Raw genomic sequence first — 21,445 nt, 5'->3', positions numbered from 1 at the left:
TTCAGAACCCGTGTTCGGCCACCGACTTGGAGCCCTCGTGCGCAGACGGACGTACGCCCTGGCCATCGCCACGGCGGCCCTGCCCCTCACCCTGCCCCTCGCACCCACCGCAGGAGCCGCACCGCAACCCACCCCCACCCCCCTCACCAGCGACTTCAACGCCGACGGTTACCCCGACCTGGCCGTCGGCGTCCCCGACGCGACCGTGAGCGGCAAGGCGAGGGCCGGCTACGTGCACGTCCTCTGGGGCGGGCCGAAAGGCCTGGGCCGGCACGGCGGCATCCGCGTCACCCAGGCCACGCCCGAGGTCCCCGGCACCCCGGAGGCGGGCGACCGTTTCGGCGCCGCGGTGGTACTGGCGGACCTGAACGGCGACAGCGTGGCGGAGCTGCTGGTCGGCGCCCCCGGCGAGGACGTCACCGGCCGCGGCAAGGACGCGGGCGTGGTCATCGCGATCGGCGCGAAGAGCGCCACCCAGGGCCGCCCGGGCCCGGGCTCGAACGTCCTCACGGGTCCATCCCCCTCCTCCGCGTACGGCTGGTCGCTCGCCGCGGCCGACCTGACCGGCGACGGCGGCCGGGACATCGTGATCGGCGGCCGCGACAAGGTCGTGCTGCGCGCCGTCGTCGACGGTGGTGAGGATGTCGTCGTCACCACCGTCCTCGCCACCCCCATGGGCGGCCGTGCCCCACTCCTCGCCACCGGCGACTTCACCGCAGACAGCACGGACGACCTGGCCCTCGCCTTCCACACGATCAACGCTCCGTACACGCAGTCGCACGTACGGCTCTGGTCCTGGGACCCGGCCGAGAAGCGCATGGCCAACACCTGGAACTCCAGCAACGGCGCCGCCTCCGCCCTCGCCGTCGGCGACTTCGACGGCGACGGTCTGGACGACCTGGCCCTCGGCGAGTGCCGCGAGATCGCCGACGAGAACATCGACGACCCGTGCGGCCCGGAGTCGTACGCGAAGGGGGGCGGCATCCACATCAAGTACGGAAACGAGAACGGTTCCTTCGGCCTCCGCGCCCAGACCCTCAACCAGGACACGGTCGGCGTGTACGGCGCCGCCGAGGACGGCGACCGCTTCGGCGCCTCCCTCGCCGTACTCGACTTCAACGGCGACGGCCGCGACGACCTGATCGCCGGCGCCCCTGGCGAGGCCATCGGCACCCACGCCCGCGCCGGCGCCGCCACGCTCCTCCTCGGCCACACCACCGGCATCGTCGACCCGTACGGCGAGGCCACGTCCGTCCAGTACCACCAGAACCGCCCCCGCGTCCCCGGCACCGCCGAGCCCTCCGACGCCTTCGGCACGGCGATCGCGACGGGCGACCACGACAAGGACGGCACCCCCGACACGGCGATCGGCACGCCCGGCGAGAACACGAACTCGGGCGGCGTCTGGCTCTTCCCGAAGACCTCCACGACAGGCTCGTACGCCCTCACCCCGGCGAAGCTTGGCCTGCCGTCCCCGACGACGGCGTTGTCGTACGGCAAAACCCTGAGCAGCGAGGGTTCCTCCACCAGCCCCTGACCAGCCCCTGAAATCCCCAACACGCCCTGCTCACGAACCCTTAGGGGATGTCACAGCTCGGCCGCAAAGCCGGACCGGTTGCCCCCGGTCCGGCACACCACTCGCCGGGACCAGGTACGTTCGATGACGTGGCTGGATTCAGGATCGGACGCGGCCGGGACAACGGCGCTCCTCAAGCGCGACCGCAACACCCCCCGTACGGGCAGCAGGCCCCGCAGGCCGGCGGCCCGTCGTACGGCTATCCCCAGACGCCCCCCGGGCCGCCGTACGGCGGCGGCCGGGGCGGCGCCCAGGGCTGGCCCCAGACGAACGGCGGCGGGCCCCCCGGGAACTACGGCACCCGCGGAGCCCACGGGGCCCACGCCAATCACGGTGAGCCGGAGTACTTCGGCGACGACGGTTCGCACCCCGGAGCCGGCGCGGACCCGTACGCGGCCAACAACCCCGGCCACACCCAGGCGTTCTCGGTCGGCGAGGACCCGTACCACCAGAGCGAGCCCTACCGCGCGGGCCAGGCCCCGCCGGCCCCGCTCGGCCCGCGCCTGCCCTGGAAGGCCCTGCTCAAGGGGATCATCACCAGCCCCAACCAGACCTTCCTGGCGATGCGCGACTACGCGGTGTGGGGCCCCGCCCTCATCGTGATGTTCCTGTACGGCCTGCTCGCGGTCTTCGGCTTCGACACGGCCCGCGAGGACGCGATCAACGCGACGCTCTCCAACGCCGTACCGATCGTCCTGGTCACGGCCGTGACCATGGTGGTGAGCACCTTCATCCTGGGCGTGGTCACCCACACCCTGGCCCGCCAGCTCGGCGGCGTCGGCGCCTGGCAGCCCACGGTCGGCCTCTCCATGCTGATCATGGCCATCACGGACGCGCCCCGCCTGGTCGTCGCGATGTTCGCGGGCGGCGACGCCCCCTTCGTCCAGATCCTCGGCTGGGCCACCTGGGTCGCCGCGGGCGCCCTGCTGACCCTGATGGTCTCCAAGTCCCACGACCTGCCGTGGCCGAAGGCCCTGGGCGCGTCGGCGATCCAGCTGATCGCGATCCTGTCACTGATCAAGCTGGGCACGTTCTAACAGGAACGCACGTCTACGAGTGAGGGGCTCCCGGCGGTACGACGCCGGGAGCCCCTCCTCACGTACTCACACAACGACAGGTCTCTCAGGCATCGAGAACCTGCCCGGCCCTCTTGACGACCGGCGATTCGACGGACCAGGGATCGTTGGCCTTATGAGGGTCGTCGCCAGCGGTGAATAACCTCAGGTCAGCGACTCAGCGCACCTTCGGTGCGCGCCGGGGGCATGGTAAAACCCGTGGCGCGCTGGAGGTGCTTCTGTCTGCCCTGACGGCCATCTGCACGGGTGCAGCCTGTCGTCACCGTTCCGTCACAAGTAGTCGCCGCACGGAACCCTGGCGCTCTCCCGCCCTGTCTGCACTCACGTACCACGACCACGCTACCGCGGGGCAACAACCGACGACCGAAACCCGCGGACGAGACGACTCAGGGGGACGACAACATGCGGCACAGCAACGGCATTCGCAGGGCGGCTCTGGCGACGACGGCGGTCACGGCCGTCGCGGCGGCGGTGACCGGCATCCTGCCCGGCACTGCCATGGCGGCGAGCACCACCACCTCCACCCCGCCGCCCGCCTGCCCGGCCTCCGCCCTCCAGGTCAGCGCCCGTCAGGCCGCCCACCCACCCGTCGGGACCGGGACCGGGGCGGCGGTCGTGCAGTTCACCAACGTCTCCAAGAGGACGTGCGTCCTGAAGGGCCATCCGACGACGGTCGCGGGCGCCGGCAACGGCTCCCCCACCCACAACACCCCGCTCAAGATCACCACCACCGGCAGGGCGGCCACCGTGACGGTCCGGCCGCACGGCAAGGCGTGGGTGAAGCTGACCTTCGTCCAGGTCCAGGGGGAGGGCGACGGCTACTGCGTCTCGGGCAAGACCCCGAAGGCGTTTCCGACGATGGTCATCGGGCTGCCGCGCTCCGGGAAGCACCAGGTCGCCCTGAACGACGGGTGGTGGGCCGAGTGCGACAACAAGGTGACCGTCACCCCGGTCTTGGCGGTCAAGCCTTCCTGACCCCACCGTCCCCACAAATCGAGCAGCCTGCACGACGATCGCAACGCTCTGACCTGCTGCTATTTACGCGTAAGCCCCAAAGAAGTCGGGAACAGCGAGAAGGCCCGGCACAAGGGCCGGGCCTTTCCTGCGGACAGCGCAGCGAGGTCAGCGCCACACGGGTTCGATGAGACTCGGATCGAACTTGCGCCTCCCCCGCCCAGCGGGATGAATCAGTACGGCCGACAGGCTGTGCAGGATCAACGCTTGCTGACGCTCGATGGGCAGCGACCGAAAATCCTCGCCGATGTCGGCGGTCAGAGACTCGGCCTGCTGCCGTTCCTTGTTGAATCGCCCACGCTCCAGCTTGAGCTCATCCCGACGCCGCTCAAGATCCGGCAGGAGCATGAGCAGAGTCGAGACGGTGATCTTCTGAGCCTTCGCGGCCTGCGTCAGCTCAGCGAGATCGGCCTCGACGGCGGCCAGCTCTGCTGCTCTCGGCCACTGTTCGGCCGGGGCAACAGCACTGACGGCAGCTCTCTCCCGCTGCTCGGCAAGGACGAGGCTGATGATGAACTCGTCGACGGGGTCACCGACGCGCCCGACCTTGCCGCACCCTCCGTTCGTCACGGAGCATTGGTAGGTGAACTTGGCGGCCTTGGAGCCGGGCTTCCACTTCTGGTTGACCTGCCCTCGGATCTTGGTGTGACAGAGCCCGCACCGTGCGATGCCCGACAACAGGTACTTTCGTGCAAGCGTCCGGCCGGGATCCCGATCATGGCCCCAACGTCGTGCTTTAACGGGCAGGTCCACAGACTGCCCGACGCGCCGGAAGCTTACGGGGCCATGATCACTCGCGCCAAAGCAGCTCAAGGCCAAAGTCGCTCCGCCGACCTCTCGATGGCTGACTTCCGGCGGACCGGATGCGATGCTACGGCGATGGCGAACATCGGATCGATCGTGATGAACGTGTCTGACATCCGCCGTGCATCAGAGTTCTGGAGCCGGGCGCTCGGTTACGTGCCTCGCAACGGTCATGACGCGGTTCTGATGCCCTCAAGCGGCGATGGCCCACTCCTGTGGCTGGACGAGGAGGACAGAACACACATCGAACTATGGGCGGTCGATGCAGAGGAGCAGCGGGCCGAAGTCGAGCGACTCGTCTCGCTTGGCGCCAAGCGGGTCGATTGGAGCTACCCAGATGGCGCCAACTTCGTGGTGCTCGCCGATACCGAAGGCAACCTGTTCTGTGTGATCAACGCTGAGGGCAGCTGAGCAGCAGGCCGTGCCCACGTATGGACCGTCCAGTGCGCCAGTGCCGGGCGTACAGGATGAGTGCCCAACTGCGTGACAACGCAGAAGAACAACGACGGACAAGTACGCACACCTGTGGACCACCGCAGCAGGTGAGAGGCACACCGGCCCAAGGTCAGGCGCCCACACAAGTTGCTTCGGGACGAAGAGGTCACTGCTCAAAAAGGTTGCAACCTGTGAGGGGCCGACCGTTGATTCAGGCCCTCGGTCCAAACAGCCTCGGCGGCCCCAGAGTCACGCGCCCGGCCATCCAGAGTAATCGTCAAGACTTGTGGATCGGTTGATCTCAGTTTTGTTCGGGTGAGTTGATCGCGACGAGTTCGACTTCGAAGCCGTCGTCGTTCTCCATTGGTAGGCGGCGTAGTGCTGTCCGCCGCCGGCATAGGGATGCCGCTCGGGGAACATCAGGTGCCAGCCGTGTTGGGTGGCGCCGGCCGCCAGTCTCTCGACCGTGGTGGCGTCTTCGACGTGGAAGGCCAGGTGGTTCAGTCCCGGGCGGCAGCGGTCGTGCCTTTCGGCGGTGAGGGCCGGCGACTGCTCGATGACCAGGTAGGTCGGCCCGAGCTGCCAGCTGCGGCCGCCGTCCCAGCTCTGGAAGAAGGCGTAACCCAGCGCCTCCAGCAGCCAGCCGAGCGAGGCGAGCGCGCAATGCAGGTCCGGCACCCACAGCTCGACGTGATGCAGCGTGCCGTGCGACGGCCGGCTCATGCGGCGACCGCCTCGGCGCGTTCGAAGCGGGCCCCGGCCCGGACGAGGGCGACGAGGTGGGGTGCGTTCACGGCCCGCCAGCGAACCTGGGCGGACTCGACGAGCTTGAAGACCATGGCGAGGGCGGCGGTGCGGGAGCCGGCGCCGCGGATGACCTTGGTCCGCAGTCGGACGGTGGAGAACGTGGACTCGATGGGGTTCGTAGTCCGCAGTTGGATCCAGTGCTCGGCCGGGAAGTCGTAGAAAGCCAGCAGTCGCTCCTGGTCATCGGTGATCTTCTTGACGGCCTTGGGGAACTTCGCGCCATAGAGCTTGGCGAACGTTTTGATCGCTGCCTCGGCGCGGTCGCGGTCCTCGGCGCCTGTGATGTCCTGGATGGCCTTCTTCGCGCCCGGCTGCGCAGACTTCGGCATGGCGTCCAGGACATTGGCCGTTTTATGAACCCAGCACCTTTGCTCGCGGGTTTCGGGGAACACCTCGGCCAGGGCCTTCCAGAAGCCCAAGGCGCCGTCGCCGACTGCGAGGACAGGGGCGCGCATGCCCCGGCGGGCGCAGTCGCGCATCAGGTCGCCCCATGACTCGGCGGACTCTCGGTAGCCGTCCTTGAGGGCGACCAGTTCCTTGGAGCCGTCGGCGCGCACGCCGATGAGGACCAGGACGCAGGCTTTGGCCTCTTCCAGGCGGACGTTGAGGTGGATGCCGTCGGCCCACACGTACACGTAGTCGACCTCCGCAAGGTCGCGGTCCATGAAGGCGGCGTGGTCGGCCTGCCACTGCTGGGTCAGCCGGGTGATGGTTGCCGGGGACAGCCCGGCCGAGCTGCCGAGGAACTGCTCCAGCGCGGGCACGAAGTCACCCGAGGACAGGCCGTGCAGGTAGAGCAGCGGCAGCACCTCGCTGATCTTCGGCGACTTGCGGCACCACGGCGGCAGGATCGCAGAGGAGAACCGCTTGCGTTCGCCGGTCTCGGCATCGACGCGCTTGTCATTCACTCGCGGCGCCTTCACCTCGACCACCCCGGCCGCGGTGGTGACCCTCCGCGGCTTGTGGTAGCCGTTGCGGACGACCAGGCGCCGGCCCGTCTCATCCCGCTCCTGCTCCAACTCGGCTATGTAGGCGTTGACTTCGGCCTCCAGCGCGGCTGCGAGCATCCTCCTGGCGCCCTCGCGGACGATCTCGTCGATCAGGGAGCCGTTCGGCGTGGTGCCGTCGTCGTTGACTACGCTGAGCACGGGCGTGCCTTCCCGACCGGTGCTGCGAACACCGGCCTACTCGATGACCATCAGTCGATCACTCGGGAAGGTACGCCCTTCGCGTGCTCCCCGAGCTCGATCCACAGACATCCGAGCTTGCTAAGAAGTCAAGCCGCGAGCGTTACCGGCGCCGTGGACACGGCGGGGAACGCCTTGCCGACAATCACCACCGCGGACACACCGCTCTGAAAGGCCAACCACCCGCCAGCCGCGTCCCCAACCTCTCAGGGCAATACAGCTAGCGCTCGCCGGTGCACTGAACCCGGTACGGGCGGCCACATGCCCGTACCCGTCCGGCGCACGGGTACGGGCCCGGGACTCGTCACTCTTCGGCCCGCTCACCCTGCTGTGGTACGGCGTGACAGTGCTTCACCCCGTGCCCCGGCGGGGGCGGTACGTCCAGTGAGGGGTTGCGGTCGAAGAACCCGACCGGCTTCAGCGCGAACCCGACGTACTCACACGGCATGATGGGCCAGTCCTCCGGGCGTGGCAGATGCGAGGTGCCGAAGGTGTGCCAGAGCACCACGTCCGTGTCGGCCAGATCGCGTTCCTGCTCGATCCACCGGCCGATCCCGTCCCCGGGGTGCTGGTTCGGGTAGTCGCCGGCCGCGTGCTGTTCGTCCCGGCTGTACCGGGTCACCCACAGATGCGCCCGCGCGAACTCGGCCCGTCGCGCCAGGTCGCTCTCGGGCGCGGCCAGCAGGGTCGGGCCGACGAACGGGACCAGCTTGTAGGCGACGGGCTCGCCGAAGCGGTTGCGCACCCCGGGATTGGTGATCTTCCAGGTGCGCGCGGTGAGCGGGTCGCACATCCGGCGGCCGTCGCGTTCGTTGGTGATCTCCGTGCGGCGGGCGACGATCGCGTTTCCGTACGGGTTGTCCGGCCCCATCGGAAGGCCCACCGCGTCGACCTCCACGACCGTGTTGCGCGGCCCGTCGACCTCCATGTCCAGTCGCATGTTGAACAGGTGCTGGTGGTTCGGCGCGTCCAACTGGGGCGCCACGAGCGTTCCGTAGGCGGGTTTCTCGCCGGGGGCCACGGCCCGCGTCTGGACGATGCCGGTGAGCTTGGCTTCGAACTGGATCGTTCCGTCGAGGTAGAAGTACCAGAAGAAGCCGTACTCGTAGTTGCCGATCGTGTGGATCGACGACACGACGAGCCGCCGGGAACGCCTGACCTCCGCCTGCTGGACGTAGCGGAAGTCCCAGTGCTTCCAGAGGATTCCGTAGTCCTCCTCATGCAGACAGATGGCGTTGGTGACGGTGTGCGGGGTGCCCGACTCGTCGGCGAGCACCGCGTCGAGGTACCGGATCTCCCCGAGGCAGTCGCATCCGAGACTGAGCGAACCCACGGTCTTGCCCAGGCTGTACTCGCCCGCGTCGAAGACGTTCCGGAAGTAGAAGTCGTCGCTGGTGTCGCCGTAGGGCACCACCATCTCGCTGATGCCGGCCCGGTGCACGATCGGGCGCCGCCGCTCCCCGTCCTGGTAGGAGACATCACTGATGACGAGGCCCTCCACCACGTCGATGTGGGCGTGAAGTCGCCATCGCTGCCACTCGATCACGTTGCCGGACACCGTGAAGGAGGGTCCTTCGGGCTGGGTGATCTCGATGGGGCGGAGGTCGTCGCGCAGCGGTCCCACGCTCTGCGGGTCGTAGTTGCCGCTCTCCGGCGGAAGCGGCAGCGGATCCCCCTCCTGGATGGCCGCTACCGAACGGGCGTCGCAGTCGATGACGAAGACGAGGTTTCCGACGGGCCTGGCGTAGCCGTTGTCCGCGGTGAAGTGCCGGATGTACGCGCTCGCGCGGATCACGCGTCGTCGCGCGTCCACCCCCTCGATCGGCAGGGTGCCGGTCGACCAGGGGTCGAACTGCACCTGGGAAAGGTCGTCGACTCCGTGCCGTGCCAGGGCCTCCACCGCGGCCGGGTCGCCCTTCACGATCTCGTCGAGCGCCATCAGCTCCTCGATCATGATCGGCGGCTGCAGGCCCGGGAGGTGCTTGAAGGAGACCAGACTGTCGTCGGTGAGATCGACCCGGGCCTCGAACATGGCACTGGCCTCAGGGTCGTACACGACGAGGAAGGCCACGCGGGGGATCGGGCTCGAGGGGTCGTACGCCCGCACCTGCTCCTTGTCCGGAAGGTCCAGACGTATCAGCGGGAATCTGATCGCCTGTCGCCGAGCCTGAGCGGCACGCACCACGCCGACGGCCCGCTCCATCTCCTTGGCGCTCAGCGGATCGTACGGGTGCGCGGTGGCGGTGGTCACTGCCATTCCTCCTGCTGGTTGTGGGGAGTGCTGCGGAAGACACGAAAGAGCGGAGATCCGGGTGGTCTCACCGTCCGGTCAACTCTCCGGGAGGGCGCACGGGCTCGTCGGCGACGCCCTCCCGCCGGGTTGATCGTCGATGTACGACGAACGACCACGCCACGCCGAGTGCCCCCCAGAGGAGCAAGGCCCAGGGGACGGTATCGAGAGGGCTCTGCGCCTGGTAGACGGCGCCGAACACCCCGCCGGCCGCCACTGCTACACCGGCGCTTCCCGCGATGAGCAGTTTGGTTCGGCTGACATGGTTCCAGAGGCCCTTCACCCCCGCGGCACCGACGACGAGGTACATGATCGCCATGCCTGTTCCGCCAAAGCCGGCCATCCGGCCGAACGCCGACGACCATTGCGGCTGACCGGCCCCCTGGCCGAACATCCGGTCGCCCCCCACGCGCACACCGATGATGGCGACACACGAAACAGCGCCCATCAGTACGGCGCCCCATACAGGAGTAAGGAACCGGTGGTGCAGAACCGCCAGCTTCGACGGCAGTCGGCCACTGCGGGCCATCGAGAGCATTCCTCGAGTCGATGCGACGCCGACTCCGATTGCCACCGCGAGGATGTCGAGAATGATCAGGACCGCCAGGAAGTTTCCGAACGCGGCAGACCCGAACTCCCCACCGTACGAGAGCGTTTCCAGCGGGAAGACACTGTTCTTCCATGCCTCCGCGTCGAGGCCGAAACCCATGACCTGCGCGTAGGCCACCACCACGTAATAGACCCCGACGATGCCCAGCGACAGCATGACCGCCCGCGGCACATGGCGCTTGGGGTCCGAGGTCTCCTCAGCGAGATTGGCCGCCGACTCGAACCCGATGAACATGTTGATGCCGTACAGAACGCCGAAGAGAAGATTCAGACTCCCGACGGCGAAAGGATTGAAGGGTTCGACGGACCAGCTTGCGCCGTTCTGGCCGCCGCGGAAGATGATGAACAGCGAGAAGGCGAGGACAACGACCATGGCGCCCAGGGCGAGGATGAGTTGCGCCCGGATCGAGACGTGAACGCCCACCACGAGAATCGTGGTGGCGACGGCGGCGTATCCCAGGGACAGCGGCCACCAGGGCACGTCCACGGACATCGCGGTCTTGAGCCATGCCTGCGTGAATCCGCCGAGGACTAGGAATGTCGAGGCTCCCATAACCATCATGGCTCCGTAGTAGAGCCATCCGGCGATCACGCCGATGCGCGGTCCGGCGGCGTCACTCACATATTCGTAGAGAGAGCCGCACAGATGGATGCGCTTGGCGTACTGGGCGATGATCCATCCCACGCCGCACATGCCGATGCCCGCGATGATGATCGCGACCGGCGTGGCGACGCCGGCACCGCGTCCCGTGGCCGACAGACCGACGACCAGGGGCAGGAGGGCCGCGACCGAGAAGACCGGTCCCATGAAGCCGAGTGATTGAGTGAGGACGCCGATCAGGGACAGGCGGCCGTGGGCCAGGTTGGTGCGATCAGGGCTTGTCATCCCGATCAGCCTCCAGTTCACCACTGTGCGATATTCGTACATGGTGTACGTTTGTTGAGAGCACATCGTGTTGTGGCTTGTGGCGGGTGTCAAGGCCCGGCGTACACAAATACGGCCGCCCCCGCCGAAGTCCTTCGGCGGGGGCGGCGGTTGACCGGGGAGGAATGCGGGATGGGCGGCTCTAGCGCGGGCCCAGCAGGAACGCTCGGGCTGCTCGCGCGGCGGCGACCACTTCCGGCGTGGCCTCGTCGACGCGGTCTTGCCGGTGCGAGACGAACATGACGCAGGCGTCCAGTACGTCTCCGTCGCGGGCCAGCGGAGCGGCGACCGCGTGGGCTCCCGGTTCCACCGCGCCATGAGTGGTGACCCAGCCCCTGCGGCGAGCCTCACGGACGGCGTCCGAGTCGTCGTCAGCAGGCGCTCGTCCGGCCCGGATCGCACACGGTGCGGCCCCCCGGTCCAGCGGCTGGCGAGAGCCTTTGCGGTAGGCGAGGTGGTAGTCGGCGTCCTGGGGAACGGCCGTCGCCACGGCGACGACACAGTCCGGTTCCGGGAAGAACAGGATCGCCGTACCGCCGTACCGGTCCGCGAGCTGTTGCAGCAGTGGCTGGATGAACTCCGCGAGGGTGGGCCGCGAGGTGCCCGCAAGCGTGTGCAGTTCTCCCCCGGGGACGTACGCGCCGTCCGCGCTCTTCGCCAGGAATCCCTCCGCTGCCAGCGTGCCCGCGAGGCGGTGCACGACGGTCCGGTGGAGCCCTGTCCTGGAAGCGATCTCGGCGACCGTCAGGCCACGGGGCTGGTGAGCGACGGCTCGCAGGACGGCAAGTCCTCGGATGAGCGTCTGCGACGGTGGCTGGCTGGGACGCTTCGCCTTCCCCTCGCGCTCACCACCCGCTCCGTTCCCCGTGTCGTTCGCGGCCTCTGCCCGCACGCCGCCTACCACCTTCCGAGTTCCGCTCACGCGTTCAGCGTATGGCACGGGTCTGTTGGCCCCGGGGGTTGACGCCGGAGTCCTCCCATGCCAATGCTGTGCACTATACGCACGGACGGTGCGCATAGTGCACGGAGGAATTTCCATGACCCACGCCACCACCGTCTGGCAGGCGAACCGATCCGGCGGCCTGACAGGGGCCGAGGCCCTGATCGAGACCTCGCTCGCCGCCGGAGTCGACGTCTGCTTCGCCAATCCGGGGACCACGGAGATGCCCCTCGTTGCCGCGTTGGACTCGGTTCCCGGCACCCGCGCGGTGCTCGGGCTCTTCGAGGGTGTCTGCACCGGAGCGGCCGACGGCTACGCCCGGATCGCCGGCCGGCCGGCGATGACGCTGCTCCACCTGGGCCCCGGTTTCGCCAACGGCATCGCGAACCTGCACAACGCACGACGGGCCCACTCCCCCGTCTTCAACGTCATCGGAGATCACGCCAGTTGGCATCTCGTTCATGACGCTCCCCTGACCTCGGACATCGTCTCCCTCGCGAGCCCTGTCTCCGGCTGGGTCGGCACCGCGACCTCCGGCGCGGGCCTCGCCCAGCTCACCGCCCGCGCCATCGCGGCCGCCACCACCGCGCCCGGCTGCGGGGCCACGCTCATCGCCCCCGCCGACTTCCAGCAGCAGGTGCTCACGGCTCCCGTGGACGTGGAGTTGCCCGGCCCCCGGCTCAGGCGGGAAGTAGCGGCGGAGGTAATCGACCCGATCGCCGAGCGGCTGCGCGCCGGGGAGCGCGCCGTCCTCCTGCTGGGCGGTGCGGCACTCGACGAGCGCGGTCAACGGGCGGCTGCCCGGATCGCCGCCGCCACCGGGGCGGTGCTGTACAGCGAGACCTTCCCGGCCACCGCCGAGCGCGGTGGCGGCCTTCCGGACCTCGACCGGCTCCCCTATTTCCCGGAGAAGGCCGTCGAGGCCCTCGCCAAGGCTCAACTGGTCGTGCTGGCCGGCGCGTTGGAACCGGTGTCGTACTTCGGGTACGAGGGGATTCCCAGCCTGCTGACTCCGCCGGGCACCGTGGAGGTACTGAGCACTCCGGAAGAGGACGGCGCACTCGCTCTGGAAGTCCTCGCGGACACGCTCGGGGCTCCCGAGCCGACAGCACAGCCCCGAGCGGACGACGAAGGGCTCCCGGAAGGAGCGCTGACGCCGCAGTCGGTCGGCCGGATCGTCTCGGCGATGCTGCCCGAACACGCCATCGTCTCGGTCGAGGGCGGCACCTGCGGCTACCCCTTCTTCACCGCGTCGTCGCGCGCCGCCCGCCACACCACACTGACCAACACCGGCGGAGCCATCGGCCAGGGCCTGCCCGCCGCCGTCGGAGCCGCCATCGCCGCACCCGGCCGCAAGGTCGTCGCCCTGCAGTCCGACGGAAGCGCGCAGTACACCATCCAGTCGCTGTGGACGATGGCCCGCGAGCAGCTGTCCGTCGTCACCCTCATCGCCTCCAACCGCGCCTACAACGTGCTGCGCACCGAGCTCGGCCGGCACGGACAGAGCCGGCCGGGCCCCAACGCGACGTCGCTCACCAGCCTCGACGGCCCGGCCTTCGACTGGCCGGCGCTGGCCCGCGGCTACGGCGTGCCCGGCACACGGGTGGAGACGGGCGAGGCGCTTCGGCGCGAACTCGGCCACGCGCTCGCCGCCGGCGGTCCTCAGCTCATCGAGATGGCCCTGTGAGAGGAGCCGCCATGCACAGCGCAGCAGACCCGGTCACCGGCGCGGAGGAAGCGGTCAGTCGCTTCCTGGCCGAGCCGCGGACCATGTTCATCGACGGCCACTGGGTCGGGGCCCTGAGCGGCCGCTCGTTCGAGAGCGTCGACCCCGCCACCGGTGCCGTGCTCACCACCGTTCCCGACGGCGACGCCGCCGACATCGACCGGGCCGTCGCCGCGGCACGCCGCGCCTTCGACGATCCCGGCTGGCGGCGGATGAGCCCCTTGGACCGGGGCGCGCTGCTGAACCGTGTCGCCGACGTCATCGAGGCGCACGCCGAGGAACTGGCTCTGCTGGAGTCACGCGACAACGGCAAGCCGGTCTCGGTGGCGCGGGCCGTGGACGTGGGCACCAGTGTGAAGCTGTTCCGCTACTTCGCGGGCTGGCCGAGCAAGCTGGAAGGCAGCACGATCCCCGTCTCGCCGCGCGGCGGGCTGCGGGTGCTGAACTACACCACGCGGCAGCCGGTCGGCGTGGCCGGTCTGATCGTGCCGTGGAACTTCCCGGTGTCGATGGCCTGTTGGAAGCTCGCTCCCGCGCTGGCCACCGGCTGCACGGTCGTCCTCAAGCCGGCCGAGGAGACCCCGCTGTCCACGCTGCGGCTCGCCGAGCTGCTTCAGGAGGCGGGGGTGCCGGACGGTGTCGTCAACGTCGTCACCGGGCGCGGTGCCACGGCGGGCGCCGCCCTCGCCGCGCACGACGGAGTCGACAAGATCGCTTTCACCGGGTCCACCGAGACGGGCCGCGCCATCGTCCGCGCCGCCGCCGGGAACCTGAAGAAGGTCTCCCTCGAACTCGGCGGCAAGTCCCCGAACATCGTGCTTCCCGACGCCGATCCGCAGGCCGTCGCCGAGGCCGCCGCCCAGGCCGTCTTCTTCAACCAGGGCCAGGTCTGCACGGCCGGCTCCCGGCTGTACGTGCACCGCAAGATCTTCGACGACGTGCTGGACGCCGTCGCGGAGCGCGCCCGCGGCATCGTCGTGGGGCCCGGCAGCGACCCAGCCACCGAGATGGGGCCGCTGGTCTCCGCGAGACACCACGAGAGGGTCAGCGGATACATCGCCGCAGGCCGGGAGCAGGGCGCCCGGCTGGCGGCGGGCGGGGGGCGGCCCGACCTCGACGCGGCGTACGACGGCGGCTATTTCGTCCAGCCGACGGTGTTCGTGGCGCCCGACGACGGCCTGCGCATCGTCCAGGAAGAGATCTTCGGTCCCGTGCTGGCGGCGATGAGCTGGGACGACGTGGACGATCTGGTCGAGCGGGCCAATGACTCCCCCTTCGGGCTCTCGGCCGGCATCTGGACCTCCGACCTGGGCCACGCCCACCGCATCGCCGACGAACTGCAGGCGGGCACGGTGTGGATCAACTGCTACAACCTCACGGATCCCGCGTCGCCCTTCGGCGGATTCAAGCAGTCCGGCTGGGGCCGGGAGATGGGCCGGACCGTGCTCGACCACTACACCGAGGTCAAGAGCGTCTGGGTCAACCTCAGCTGACATCCGAGGGCTCTTGTCGCCGAAACACCTTGTTGCTGAAGCCCCTTATCGCCAATCGCCTCTGTGGGAGACACGCATGGACCTGGAACTGGGCGGCAGGACCGCCATCGTCACCGGCGGCAGCCTGGGCATCGGCAAAGCCACCGCCCTCGCACTCGCCGCCGAGGGCGCGACCGTCGTCATCACCGCCCGTCGGCTGCCCCTGCTGGAACGCACCGCGAAGGAACTCGAGGCGGAGACCGGCGGCCGGGTCGTCCCTTACGCCTCGGACACCAACGACACGGAATCCGTGCGCGCCATGGTGCGACGCGCGGCCGACGACCTCGGGCGGATCGACATCCTCGTCAATGGCGCGGCCGCCCCTTCCGGGCTGGTGCGCAACTCGGTCGAGGAAGCCGACCCCGAGCTGCTGCTGGCCGACATCAACACCAAGGTCGTCGGCTACTTCCGCTGCGCGCAGGCCGTCACCCCACACATGAAGGCGGGCGGTTATGGCCGCATCGTCAACATCGGCGGACTGACCGGCCGTTCCAGCCACGCGCTCTCCGGCATGCGCAACCTCGCGATCGTCCATCTGACGAAGGCCCTTTCCGACCAGCTCGGCCCGTCCGGCATCACCGTCAACACCCTGCATCCCGGTGTGGTGGAGACCGAGCACATCCACGAGCTCTACGAGAAGGAGGCCGCCAAGCGCGGCATCACCGCGGCCGAGGTCGAGGCGGACTTCGTCGCCCGCACACCGATCCGCCGGGTTCTGGAGGCGGACGAGATCGCCCAGACCGTGTGCTTCCTCGCCTCCCCCAGGGCCGCCGCGATCACCGGTGAGTCCCTGGGCATCGACGGCGGTCTCACACGCGGCATCTTCCTCTAGCCCACGACCACCACCCCCTCACCCCACCCGTTCGTTCCGCAGTTCCGAAAGGAAACCCACGACATGGAAGGCACCATCCTGGTCGCCACCGCGGGCCAGGGCGTCCTGCGATCCTCCGACGACGGCGCCACGTGGTCCCGTCTCGGGCTCGGGCAGGCCCTGGAGTTCGACGCCGTCGTCCGCTGCCTGGCCGTACACCCCGAACAACCCGACGTCGTCTTCGCCGGCGCCGACGCGGGACTCGTGCGCAGCTCCGACGCCGGCGTCACCTGGCAACGCGTCGACTCCCCCATGAACGACCGGACCATCTGGTCGCTGGCCATCGACCCCACCAACCCGGACACCATGCTCGCCGGAACCGGCGCCCCGGCCCGGGCCGCCATGTTCCGCACCACCGACGGCGGCGCGACCTGGGAGCAACTGCCCCCGGAAATCCCGGAATTCTGCGCGGGCGTCAACCGTCCCAGGATCCTGACCTGCGTCGTCGACCGCTACGAACCCAAGAACATGTGGTTCGGCATCGAGGAGGGCGGCCTGTGGCGCAGCGGTGACCGGGGCGACACCTGGGAGCGGATCGACGGCACACCCGCCACTCTGCCCCAGGGCGTCACCAACTCCGACATCCACTGCGTAGTCGTCCTGGAGGGGCCGCCGAAGACGATCGTCGTCGCCGTCGTCAACGCGCTCTTCGTCAGCCAGGACGACGGCGCGACCTGGACCCGCACCGACTCCCGCAAGACCTTCGGTATCTACTACACCCGCCTGGTCAAGCAGCTCCCCGGCACCAACGACCTGCTGCTCGGCATCGGCGACGGCACTCCCGGCACCACCACCAGGATCCTGCGCTCCGAGGACCTGGGGCACAGCTGGCAGGACACCGCCCTGGACACGCCGGCCAACTCGACCGTCTGGGCCTTCGGCACCCACGCCGCCGATCCGGAACTGGTCTTCGCCGGAACGAAGTACGGCCATCTCCTGCGCTCCACCGACGCCGGGCGCACCTGGCGCAAGGAGTGGCGCGAGTTCAGCGAGATAACCGACGTGACCTGGACCCCCGCAGTAGCACCCGCCCCGGAAGGACACTGACCATGGAGCCCGACGAGCGCGTACTCGCCCGGCACGAGGAGCCCACGCCGATCCCCGCCGATCCGCGGGACACGGTGAAACCGCGGGTGCGCCGCACCCATCTGTCGCTGTTCGTCCGCGACCCCGAGGCCTCGGCCAAGTGGTACGAGGATGTGCTCGGCATGGAGGTCACCGCACGCGGCCCGCAGTGGGTGTTCCTGTCCTTCGGCAAGAAGCACCACGACATCGCCCTGATCCGCGCCGAGGAGGGAGCCGACACCGGAGGCGTCGGCCTGCAGCACTACGGGCTGGAGGTGGAGGGCGACCTCGACGAGTGGCGGCGGCTGTACGGCATGCTCCTGGCCAAGGACGTGCCCGTGGTCAAGACCACCGATCACAAGATCGGATTCGGCCTCTACTTCACGGATCCGGACGGCAACCGCTTCGAGTTCTTCCACGAGACGGTCACCGACGACGAGGAGGGCAAGCGCATCCTCGGCCTCTACGGCGCCCCCAGCGAACCGGTGGACATCGAACCGCTCCGCGGCTAGCGCTGCCGCCCGTGTCCGCCCCGCCTCTTCCGGGACCCCGCCTCGCCCGTATCGCGTCCCCTTCCACTCCATGAGGAAACACCCATGCCCCAGCCCAACTTCGCCGGTTACCACATCCGCAAGTGGTTCACCCAGATCGAGGACACCCTCGCCAACGAGACAGGCGCCCTCGCGGACGGCGAGCCCGTACGCAAGATCGTCATCGCGGCGGCGATCCACAATCCCTACGCCGGACGGTTCAGCCAGGACCTCGGCGACATCGTCGCCGACTCGCCCAAGCTGGGCGAGGAGTTCGGTCGGCGGATCCAGGAGGCGGCCGGCGGCCTCGCGATCCAGAGCTACGGAAAGGCATGCCTGGTCGGCACGGCCGGCGAGTACGAACACGGCAACGCCTTCCTCACCGCCGTCTTCGCGGACCCGGTGCGCGCGGCGGTCGGCGGCGGGAAGTCCTGGGTGCCCTCGACCGGCAAGCGGGGCGGACCCGGTACCGTCCTCGACGTTCCGCTGGCCCACAAGGACGCCCTCTACGTCCGTTCGCACTACGACACCATCACGGTGAGCTTCTCCGACGCCCCGAACCCCGACGAGGTCGTGGTGGTGTTCGCGTTCGCCACGCGCGGCCGGCTGCACGCCCGGCTGGGCGGTATCCGCGCCGACGAGGTCCAGGGCCAGGACGGGCTGCACTGAGATGGCCACCGACACCACCCCGGTCGGGCGGGACCGCTTCCTCACGCTCAACGGGCTGCGCACCCACTACGTCGAGTGGGGCGACGAGGGCCGGCCCCCGATCGTCATGCTGCACGGCCTGCGCAGCTACGCCCGGACGTTCGAGCCGCTCGCCGAGCGGCTCGCGGACCGCTACCGTGTCCTGGCCCCGGACGCACGGGGGCGGGGCGACAGCGACTGGGATCCGAAGGGCGAGTACCACACGGAGTCCTACGTCGCCGATCTGGAGGAGTTCACCGACCGCCTCGGCCTGGACCGGTTCGTACTGCTGGGTCATTCCATGGGCGGCACCACCACGTACGTGTACGCCGCGCGTCACCCCGAGCGGGTCGGCGCGGCGGTCGTCGAGGACATCGGGCCCGGCTCGTCGCAGTCGGGTGAGGGAGCCGAGCGCATCAAGCGCGAAGTGGCGGGCACACCACGGGACTTCCCCTCTCGGGAGACGGCCCGCGCGTACTGGCGCGGCATCCGCCCGAACATCTCCGAGGACGCCCTGGACTCCAGGATGCGGCACACCCTCACTCCCGACGACGAGGGACGGTGGCGCTGGAAGTTCGACCTGGCGGGCATCGCGGCGGCCCGTCTCGACCCGGATCCGGCCCGGCAGGTGGATTTGTGGCCGTACGTCGAGTCCCTTCGGTGCCCGACCCTGGTCGTCCGGGGCGGGCAGTCGGACTTCCTCTCGGCCGCCACCGCGGCCGCGATGGCACGGCTCAACCCACGCATCAACACGGTGGAGATCCCTGGAGCAGGCCACTACGTGCACGACGACGCCCCGGAACCCTTCCTTCACCACTTCACCAGATTCCTCAGCAGCGCGGAGGCCGCCCGATGACCGAACCCGTCGAACACCACACCCAGGTGGCCGTGGTCGGCGCGGGGCCCGTCGGTGTGACGGTCGCCAACTACCTCGGCCTCTACGGAGTGCGCACCCTGCTGATCGACCGCAGCGAGGAGATCATCGACTACCCGCGCGCGGTCGGCATGGACGACGAGTGCCTGCGCAGCTTCCAGGGCATCGGCCTCGCCGACGAGATGCTCGCCGACATGATCCAGAACGTCCCGCTGAAGATGTTCGCCGCGAACGGCCACTGTCTCGCCGACATACGGCCGGACACCAAGGAGTTCGGCTGGCCCCGGCGCAACATCTTCATGCAGCAGCTCGCCGAGCACACCCTGCGCGCCGGCCTCGCACGCTATCCCCACGTGCAGCCCCTGCTGGGACACGAACTGGTACGTCTGGAGCAGGACGGAACCGAGGCACGGCTGCACGTCGTCGACCCCCAGGGCCAACGCGTCCTGGTGCACGCCGATTACGTGGTCGCCGCCGACGGTGGCCGCAGCACCGTGCGTGAGCAACTCGGCATCCCCTTGAGCGGAGACACCCACCCGCGCAAGTGGGTGGTCATCGAGTGCGACAACGATCCGCTCGACGCCCCGTACACAGGGCTGCACGGCGACCCGAAGCGCCCGTACGTCTGCCTGGACCTGCCCTACAACTACCGCCGCTGGGAGTTCATGCTCTTCCCCGGCGAGGACGCCGAGGCCATGCTCCGGCCCGAGAAGGTACACGAACTCCTCGCCGGGCACGTGCCCGATCCCACGGCACTCAACATCATCCGGGCCCGCGTCTACACGCATCACTCGCGTGTGGCCGACCGCTTCGTGGACGGCCGGATCTGCCTCGTGGGCGACGCCGCCCACCTCATGCCCCCCTGGGCCGGGCAGGGCATGAACACCGGCATACGGGACGCGACCAATGTCGCCTGGAAGCTGGCGGCCGTCGTCACCGGGCGCGCCCATCCGAGGATCCTCGCCACCTACGACACCGAGCGGCGCGAACACGCCCAGGCGATGGTGAAGCTGTCGGACGCCATCGGCCGGTTCCTCTCCCCGACGAGCCTCAGGGTGGCCCGCGCGCGCGACACCCTGGTGCGCGGACTCACCGTGGCACCCCCGGTCCGCAACTGGCTGGTGCACATGAGGTTCAAGCCCGTCCCCCGGTACACCGAGGGCATCATGCTGCACCGCGGGCGGCCGACGCGGAAGAGCTCACCGGTGGGCAGGATGCTCATCCAGCCGAGAGTCGAGACCGCCGACGGGCGGGTGCTGCCGCTCGACGAGACACTCGGCGAGTGGTTCGCCCTCATCGGCTACGGCACTGATCCGCTCGTCCATCTGGATCCCGACAGCCGTGCCTTCTGGGACCGCATCGGCACGCGCTACATCACCGTCGTCGAATCCCGCTCCGGCCGGTCCCGTACCGAGCGGCGCACGTCGACGACGGACTCGGTGACGGTGGAGGACGTCGACGGCGTCCTGCGGGACTGGTTCGCCCTGCACCGGGGCAGCGTCGCCGTCGTCCGCCCCGACCGGTATCTCGCGTCCCTGACCGAGCCCCGAGACCTGGCGACGGTGACCCACGCCTTCGAACGACTTCTCTCGCCGTCGCGGTCCACGGAGTTCAAGGACGCCTGGCGCTCGATGCCCGTCACGGAGGGAGAGGCGTCGTGATCATCGAGCAACGCGACTACCTCCTCAGACCGGGCGCGACGGCGCGCTACGTCCGGCTGTGGGAGCAGTACGGCCGCGAGCCCCAGGTACGGATTCTCGGCAACCTGCTCGGCTGCTGCACCACCGAGGTCGGCGAACTCAACACACTGGTGTACTTCTGGGGTTTCGAGAGTCTGGAAGACCGTGCCAAGAGGCGTGCCGAGCTGGCGGACGACGACGAGTTCGCGTCCTTCCGGGGCCACGTGCGTGAGCTGCTCGTGCGCCAGACCAACCGCCTCCTGGTACCCGCCACGCACGACATCCGTACCGCCCTGCACGAGGGAGACCGAGGATGACGGCCGACGAAGTTCCCCCGAAGGCCGCGCAGGAGTACATCGACGCCATGGCCCACGACCGCGGGTACGTCCTCGACTATCACAAGGTCATGGCGCAGCACGACTTCGATGTCCTGCAGGCGACGAACGGCCTGGTCGAAGCGGCCTATCTGAGGCCCCGTACCCTGGATCGCCGCACCAAGGAGCTGTTGTTCATCCTCAGCCTCACCGTGATGAGGGCCGACAAGGGACACATCCAGAGCCGCATCCGGGTGGCCCTGGACCTCGGGGTCACTCCGCAGGAGATCCTGGAGGCGATCGAGATCGCCCTCCCGGAGGCGGGAATCGTCGCGTTCCAGGCCGGGCTTGAGGCCTGGCGGGAGACCGTCGGTGCCACCGGCATCGAGCCGACGGTCGCCGCCCGGGAAGGCGGTTCCGGCACGACGGGGTGAGCGTGAGGGGGCACAGCCTGCGCCCCGGGACAACGCGAGGAGGGGTGGTCTCATCGAGACCACCCCTCCT

General features: G+C 69.2%; 19 protein-coding genes and 1 pseudogene. 14 read left to right on the top strand and 6 right to left on the bottom strand.

The window, feature by feature from the left end; all coding sequences use genetic code 11:
- The first annotated feature begins 37 nt into the window (after nt 1–37).
- The 3 genes from CES90_RS37110 (at nt 38) to CES90_RS37100 (ending at nt 3,627) form a co-directional block, all read left to right on the top strand.
- Entirely contained in the window at nt 38–1,537 is a 1,500-nt protein-coding gene (locus CES90_RS37110) for an FG-GAP and VCBS repeat-containing protein (protein WP_229914395.1), read from the top strand.
- A 47-nt stretch (nt 1,538–1,584) separates the two neighbouring features.
- Nucleotides 1,585–2,613: a Yip1 family protein gene (locus CES90_RS37105; RefSeq protein WP_189787712.1), complete on the top strand. Its 1,029-nt coding sequence runs from the start codon at nt 1,585–1,587 to the stop codon at nt 2,611–2,613.
- A gap of 441 nt (nt 2,614–3,054) precedes the next feature.
- A complete protein-coding gene (locus CES90_RS37100; RefSeq protein WP_189787713.1) occupies nt 3,055–3,627 on the top strand; it encodes a DUF4232 domain-containing protein in 573 nt (190 codons plus the stop codon).
- A 147-nt stretch (nt 3,628–3,774) separates the two neighbouring features.
- On the opposite strand, the gene CES90_RS37095 is transcribed toward CES90_RS37100, so the two are convergent.
- Nucleotides 3,775–4,419, bottom strand: a complete 645-nt coding sequence (locus tag CES90_RS37095) for a hypothetical protein (protein ID WP_189787714.1) — start codon at nt 4,417–4,419, stop codon at nt 3,775–3,777.
- Between the two features lie 126 nt (nt 4,420–4,545).
- Here CES90_RS37095 and CES90_RS37090 point away from each other — a divergent pair, with 126 nt between their 5' ends.
- On the top strand, nt 4,546–4,881 hold the full coding sequence (locus CES90_RS37090; RefSeq protein WP_189787715.1) for a VOC family protein: 336 nt from the start codon (nt 4,546–4,548) through the stop codon (nt 4,879–4,881).
- 325 nt (nt 4,882–5,206) lie between these two features.
- On the opposite strand, the pseudogene CES90_RS37085 reads toward CES90_RS37090, so the two are convergent.
- The 5 genes and pseudogenes from CES90_RS37085 to CES90_RS37065 all read right to left on the bottom strand — a co-directional run bounded on the left by CES90_RS37085 (nt 5,207) and on the right by CES90_RS37065 (nt 11,645).
- Nucleotides 5,207–5,628 (bottom strand): annotated as a pseudogene (locus tag CES90_RS37085) (VOC family protein).
- Complete coding sequence (locus CES90_RS37080; protein WP_189787716.1) at nt 5,625–6,860, bottom strand: IS256 family transposase; 1,236 nt, start codon at nt 6,858–6,860, stop codon at nt 5,625–5,627. The pseudogene CES90_RS37085 and the gene CES90_RS37080 overlap by 4 nt, the downstream one beginning before the upstream one ends.
- A 343-nt stretch (nt 6,861–7,203) precedes the next feature.
- Complete coding sequence (locus CES90_RS37075; protein WP_208921529.1) at nt 7,204–9,150, bottom strand: primary-amine oxidase; 1,947 nt, start codon at nt 9,148–9,150, stop codon at nt 7,204–7,206.
- Between the two features lie 67 nt (nt 9,151–9,217).
- The gene (locus CES90_RS37070) at nt 9,218–10,726 is read right to left on the bottom strand and encodes an APC family permease (protein WP_208921528.1); all 1,509 of its coding nucleotides are present in this window, start codon (nt 10,724–10,726) and stop codon (nt 9,218–9,220) included.
- Nucleotides 10,727–10,865: 139 nt separating this feature from the next.
- Nucleotides 10,866–11,645 (bottom strand): IclR family transcriptional regulator, encoded by a 780-nt coding sequence (locus tag CES90_RS37065; RefSeq protein WP_208921527.1) that lies wholly within the window; start codon nt 11,643–11,645, stop codon nt 10,866–10,868.
- 115 nt (nt 11,646–11,760) lie between these two features.
- Here CES90_RS37065 and CES90_RS37060 point away from each other — a divergent pair, with 115 nt between their 5' ends.
- From CES90_RS37060 to CES90_RS37015, 10 genes are all read left to right on the top strand, one after another.
- Nucleotides 11,761–13,350 (top strand): acetolactate synthase large subunit, encoded by a 1,590-nt coding sequence (locus CES90_RS37060; protein ID WP_208921526.1) that lies wholly within the window; start codon nt 11,761–11,763, stop codon nt 13,348–13,350.
- A gap of 11 nt (nt 13,351–13,361) precedes the next feature.
- On the top strand, nt 13,362–14,882 hold the full coding sequence (locus tag CES90_RS37055) for an aldehyde dehydrogenase family protein (RefSeq protein WP_208921525.1): 1,521 nt from the start codon (nt 13,362–13,364) through the stop codon (nt 14,880–14,882).
- Nucleotides 14,883–14,958: 76 nt separating this feature from the next.
- Nucleotides 14,959–15,753, top strand: coding sequence for an SDR family NAD(P)-dependent oxidoreductase (locus CES90_RS37050; RefSeq protein WP_208921524.1), 795 nt, complete (start codon nt 14,959–14,961; stop codon nt 15,751–15,753).
- Between the two features lie 63 nt (nt 15,754–15,816).
- Complete coding sequence (locus CES90_RS37045; protein WP_208921523.1) at nt 15,817–16,839, top strand: WD40/YVTN/BNR-like repeat-containing protein; 1,023 nt, start codon at nt 15,817–15,819, stop codon at nt 16,837–16,839.
- 2 nt (nt 16,840–16,841) lie between these two features.
- Nucleotides 16,842–17,369: a VOC family protein gene (locus CES90_RS37040; protein WP_208921522.1), complete on the top strand. Its 528-nt coding sequence runs from the start codon at nt 16,842–16,844 to the stop codon at nt 17,367–17,369.
- 84 nt (nt 17,370–17,453) lie between these two features.
- Complete coding sequence (locus tag CES90_RS37035; protein ID WP_208921521.1) at nt 17,454–18,056, top strand: amino acid synthesis family protein; 603 nt, start codon at nt 17,454–17,456, stop codon at nt 18,054–18,056.
- Between the two features lies 1 nt (nt 18,057).
- Nucleotides 18,058–18,930, top strand: coding sequence for an alpha/beta fold hydrolase (locus CES90_RS37030; RefSeq protein WP_208921520.1), 873 nt, complete (start codon nt 18,058–18,060; stop codon nt 18,928–18,930).
- Nucleotides 18,927–20,609: a bifunctional 3-(3-hydroxy-phenyl)propionate/3-hydroxycinnamic acid hydroxylase gene (locus tag CES90_RS37025; RefSeq protein WP_208921519.1), complete on the top strand. Its 1,683-nt coding sequence runs from the start codon at nt 18,927–18,929 to the stop codon at nt 20,607–20,609. Before CES90_RS37030 ends, CES90_RS37025 begins: the two co-directional genes overlap by 4 nt.
- Nucleotides 20,606–20,944: an NIPSNAP family protein gene (locus tag CES90_RS37020; protein WP_208921518.1), complete on the top strand. Its 339-nt coding sequence runs from the start codon at nt 20,606–20,608 to the stop codon at nt 20,942–20,944. Before CES90_RS37025 ends, CES90_RS37020 begins: the two co-directional genes overlap by 4 nt.
- Nucleotides 20,941–21,375 (top strand): carboxymuconolactone decarboxylase family protein, encoded by a 435-nt coding sequence (locus tag CES90_RS37015; protein WP_208921517.1) that lies wholly within the window; start codon nt 20,941–20,943, stop codon nt 21,373–21,375. Before CES90_RS37020 ends, CES90_RS37015 begins: the two co-directional genes overlap by 4 nt.
- Nucleotides 21,376–21,445 lie beyond the last annotated feature (70 nt).

Source organism: Streptomyces capitiformicae, assembly GCF_002214185.1.
Lineage (GTDB): Bacteria > Actinomycetota > Actinomycetes > Streptomycetales > Streptomycetaceae > Streptomyces > Streptomyces capitiformicae.
Note: the sequence above shows the minus strand (reverse complement) of the source record. Positions and strands in the feature narration are given on the sequence as shown.

What these genes read in the sequence shown, in the direction of transcription:
- CES90_RS37030 (WP_208921520.1), top strand. Translation starts at nt 18,058, where the DNA reads ATGGCCACCGACACCACCCCGGTCGGGCGGGACCGCTTCCTCACGCTC.
- CES90_RS37040 (WP_208921522.1), top strand. Translation starts at nt 16,842, where the DNA reads ATGGAGCCCGACGAGCGCGTACTCGCCCGGCACGAGGAGCCCACGCCG.
- CES90_RS37060 (WP_208921526.1), top strand. Translation starts at nt 11,761, where the DNA reads ATGACCCACGCCACCACCGTCTGGCAGGCGAACCGATCCGGCGGCCTG.
- CES90_RS37025 (WP_208921519.1), top strand. Translation starts at nt 18,927, where the DNA reads ATGACCGAACCCGTCGAACACCACACCCAGGTGGCCGTGGTCGGCGCG.
- CES90_RS37055 (WP_208921525.1), top strand. Translation starts at nt 13,362, where the DNA reads ATGCACAGCGCAGCAGACCCGGTCACCGGCGCGGAGGAAGCGGTCAGT.
- CES90_RS37070 (WP_208921528.1), bottom strand. Translation starts at nt 10,726, where the DNA reads ATGTACGAATATCGCACAGTGGTGAACTGGAGGCTGATCGGGATGACA.
- CES90_RS37090 (WP_189787715.1), top strand. Translation starts at nt 4,546, where the DNA reads ATGGCGAACATCGGATCGATCGTGATGAACGTGTCTGACATCCGCCGT.
- CES90_RS37050 (WP_208921524.1), top strand. Translation starts at nt 14,959, where the DNA reads ATGGACCTGGAACTGGGCGGCAGGACCGCCATCGTCACCGGCGGCAGC.
- CES90_RS37015 (WP_208921517.1), top strand. Translation starts at nt 20,941, where the DNA reads ATGACGGCCGACGAAGTTCCCCCGAAGGCCGCGCAGGAGTACATCGAC.
- CES90_RS37105 (WP_189787712.1), top strand. Translation starts at nt 1,585, where the DNA reads ATGTCACAGCTCGGCCGCAAAGCCGGACCGGTTGCCCCCGGTCCGGCA.
- CES90_RS37035 (WP_208921521.1), top strand. Translation starts at nt 17,454, where the DNA reads ATGCCCCAGCCCAACTTCGCCGGTTACCACATCCGCAAGTGGTTCACC.
- CES90_RS37100 (WP_189787713.1), top strand. Translation starts at nt 3,055, where the DNA reads ATGCGGCACAGCAACGGCATTCGCAGGGCGGCTCTGGCGACGACGGCG.
- CES90_RS37045 (WP_208921523.1), top strand. Translation starts at nt 15,817, where the DNA reads ATGGAAGGCACCATCCTGGTCGCCACCGCGGGCCAGGGCGTCCTGCGA.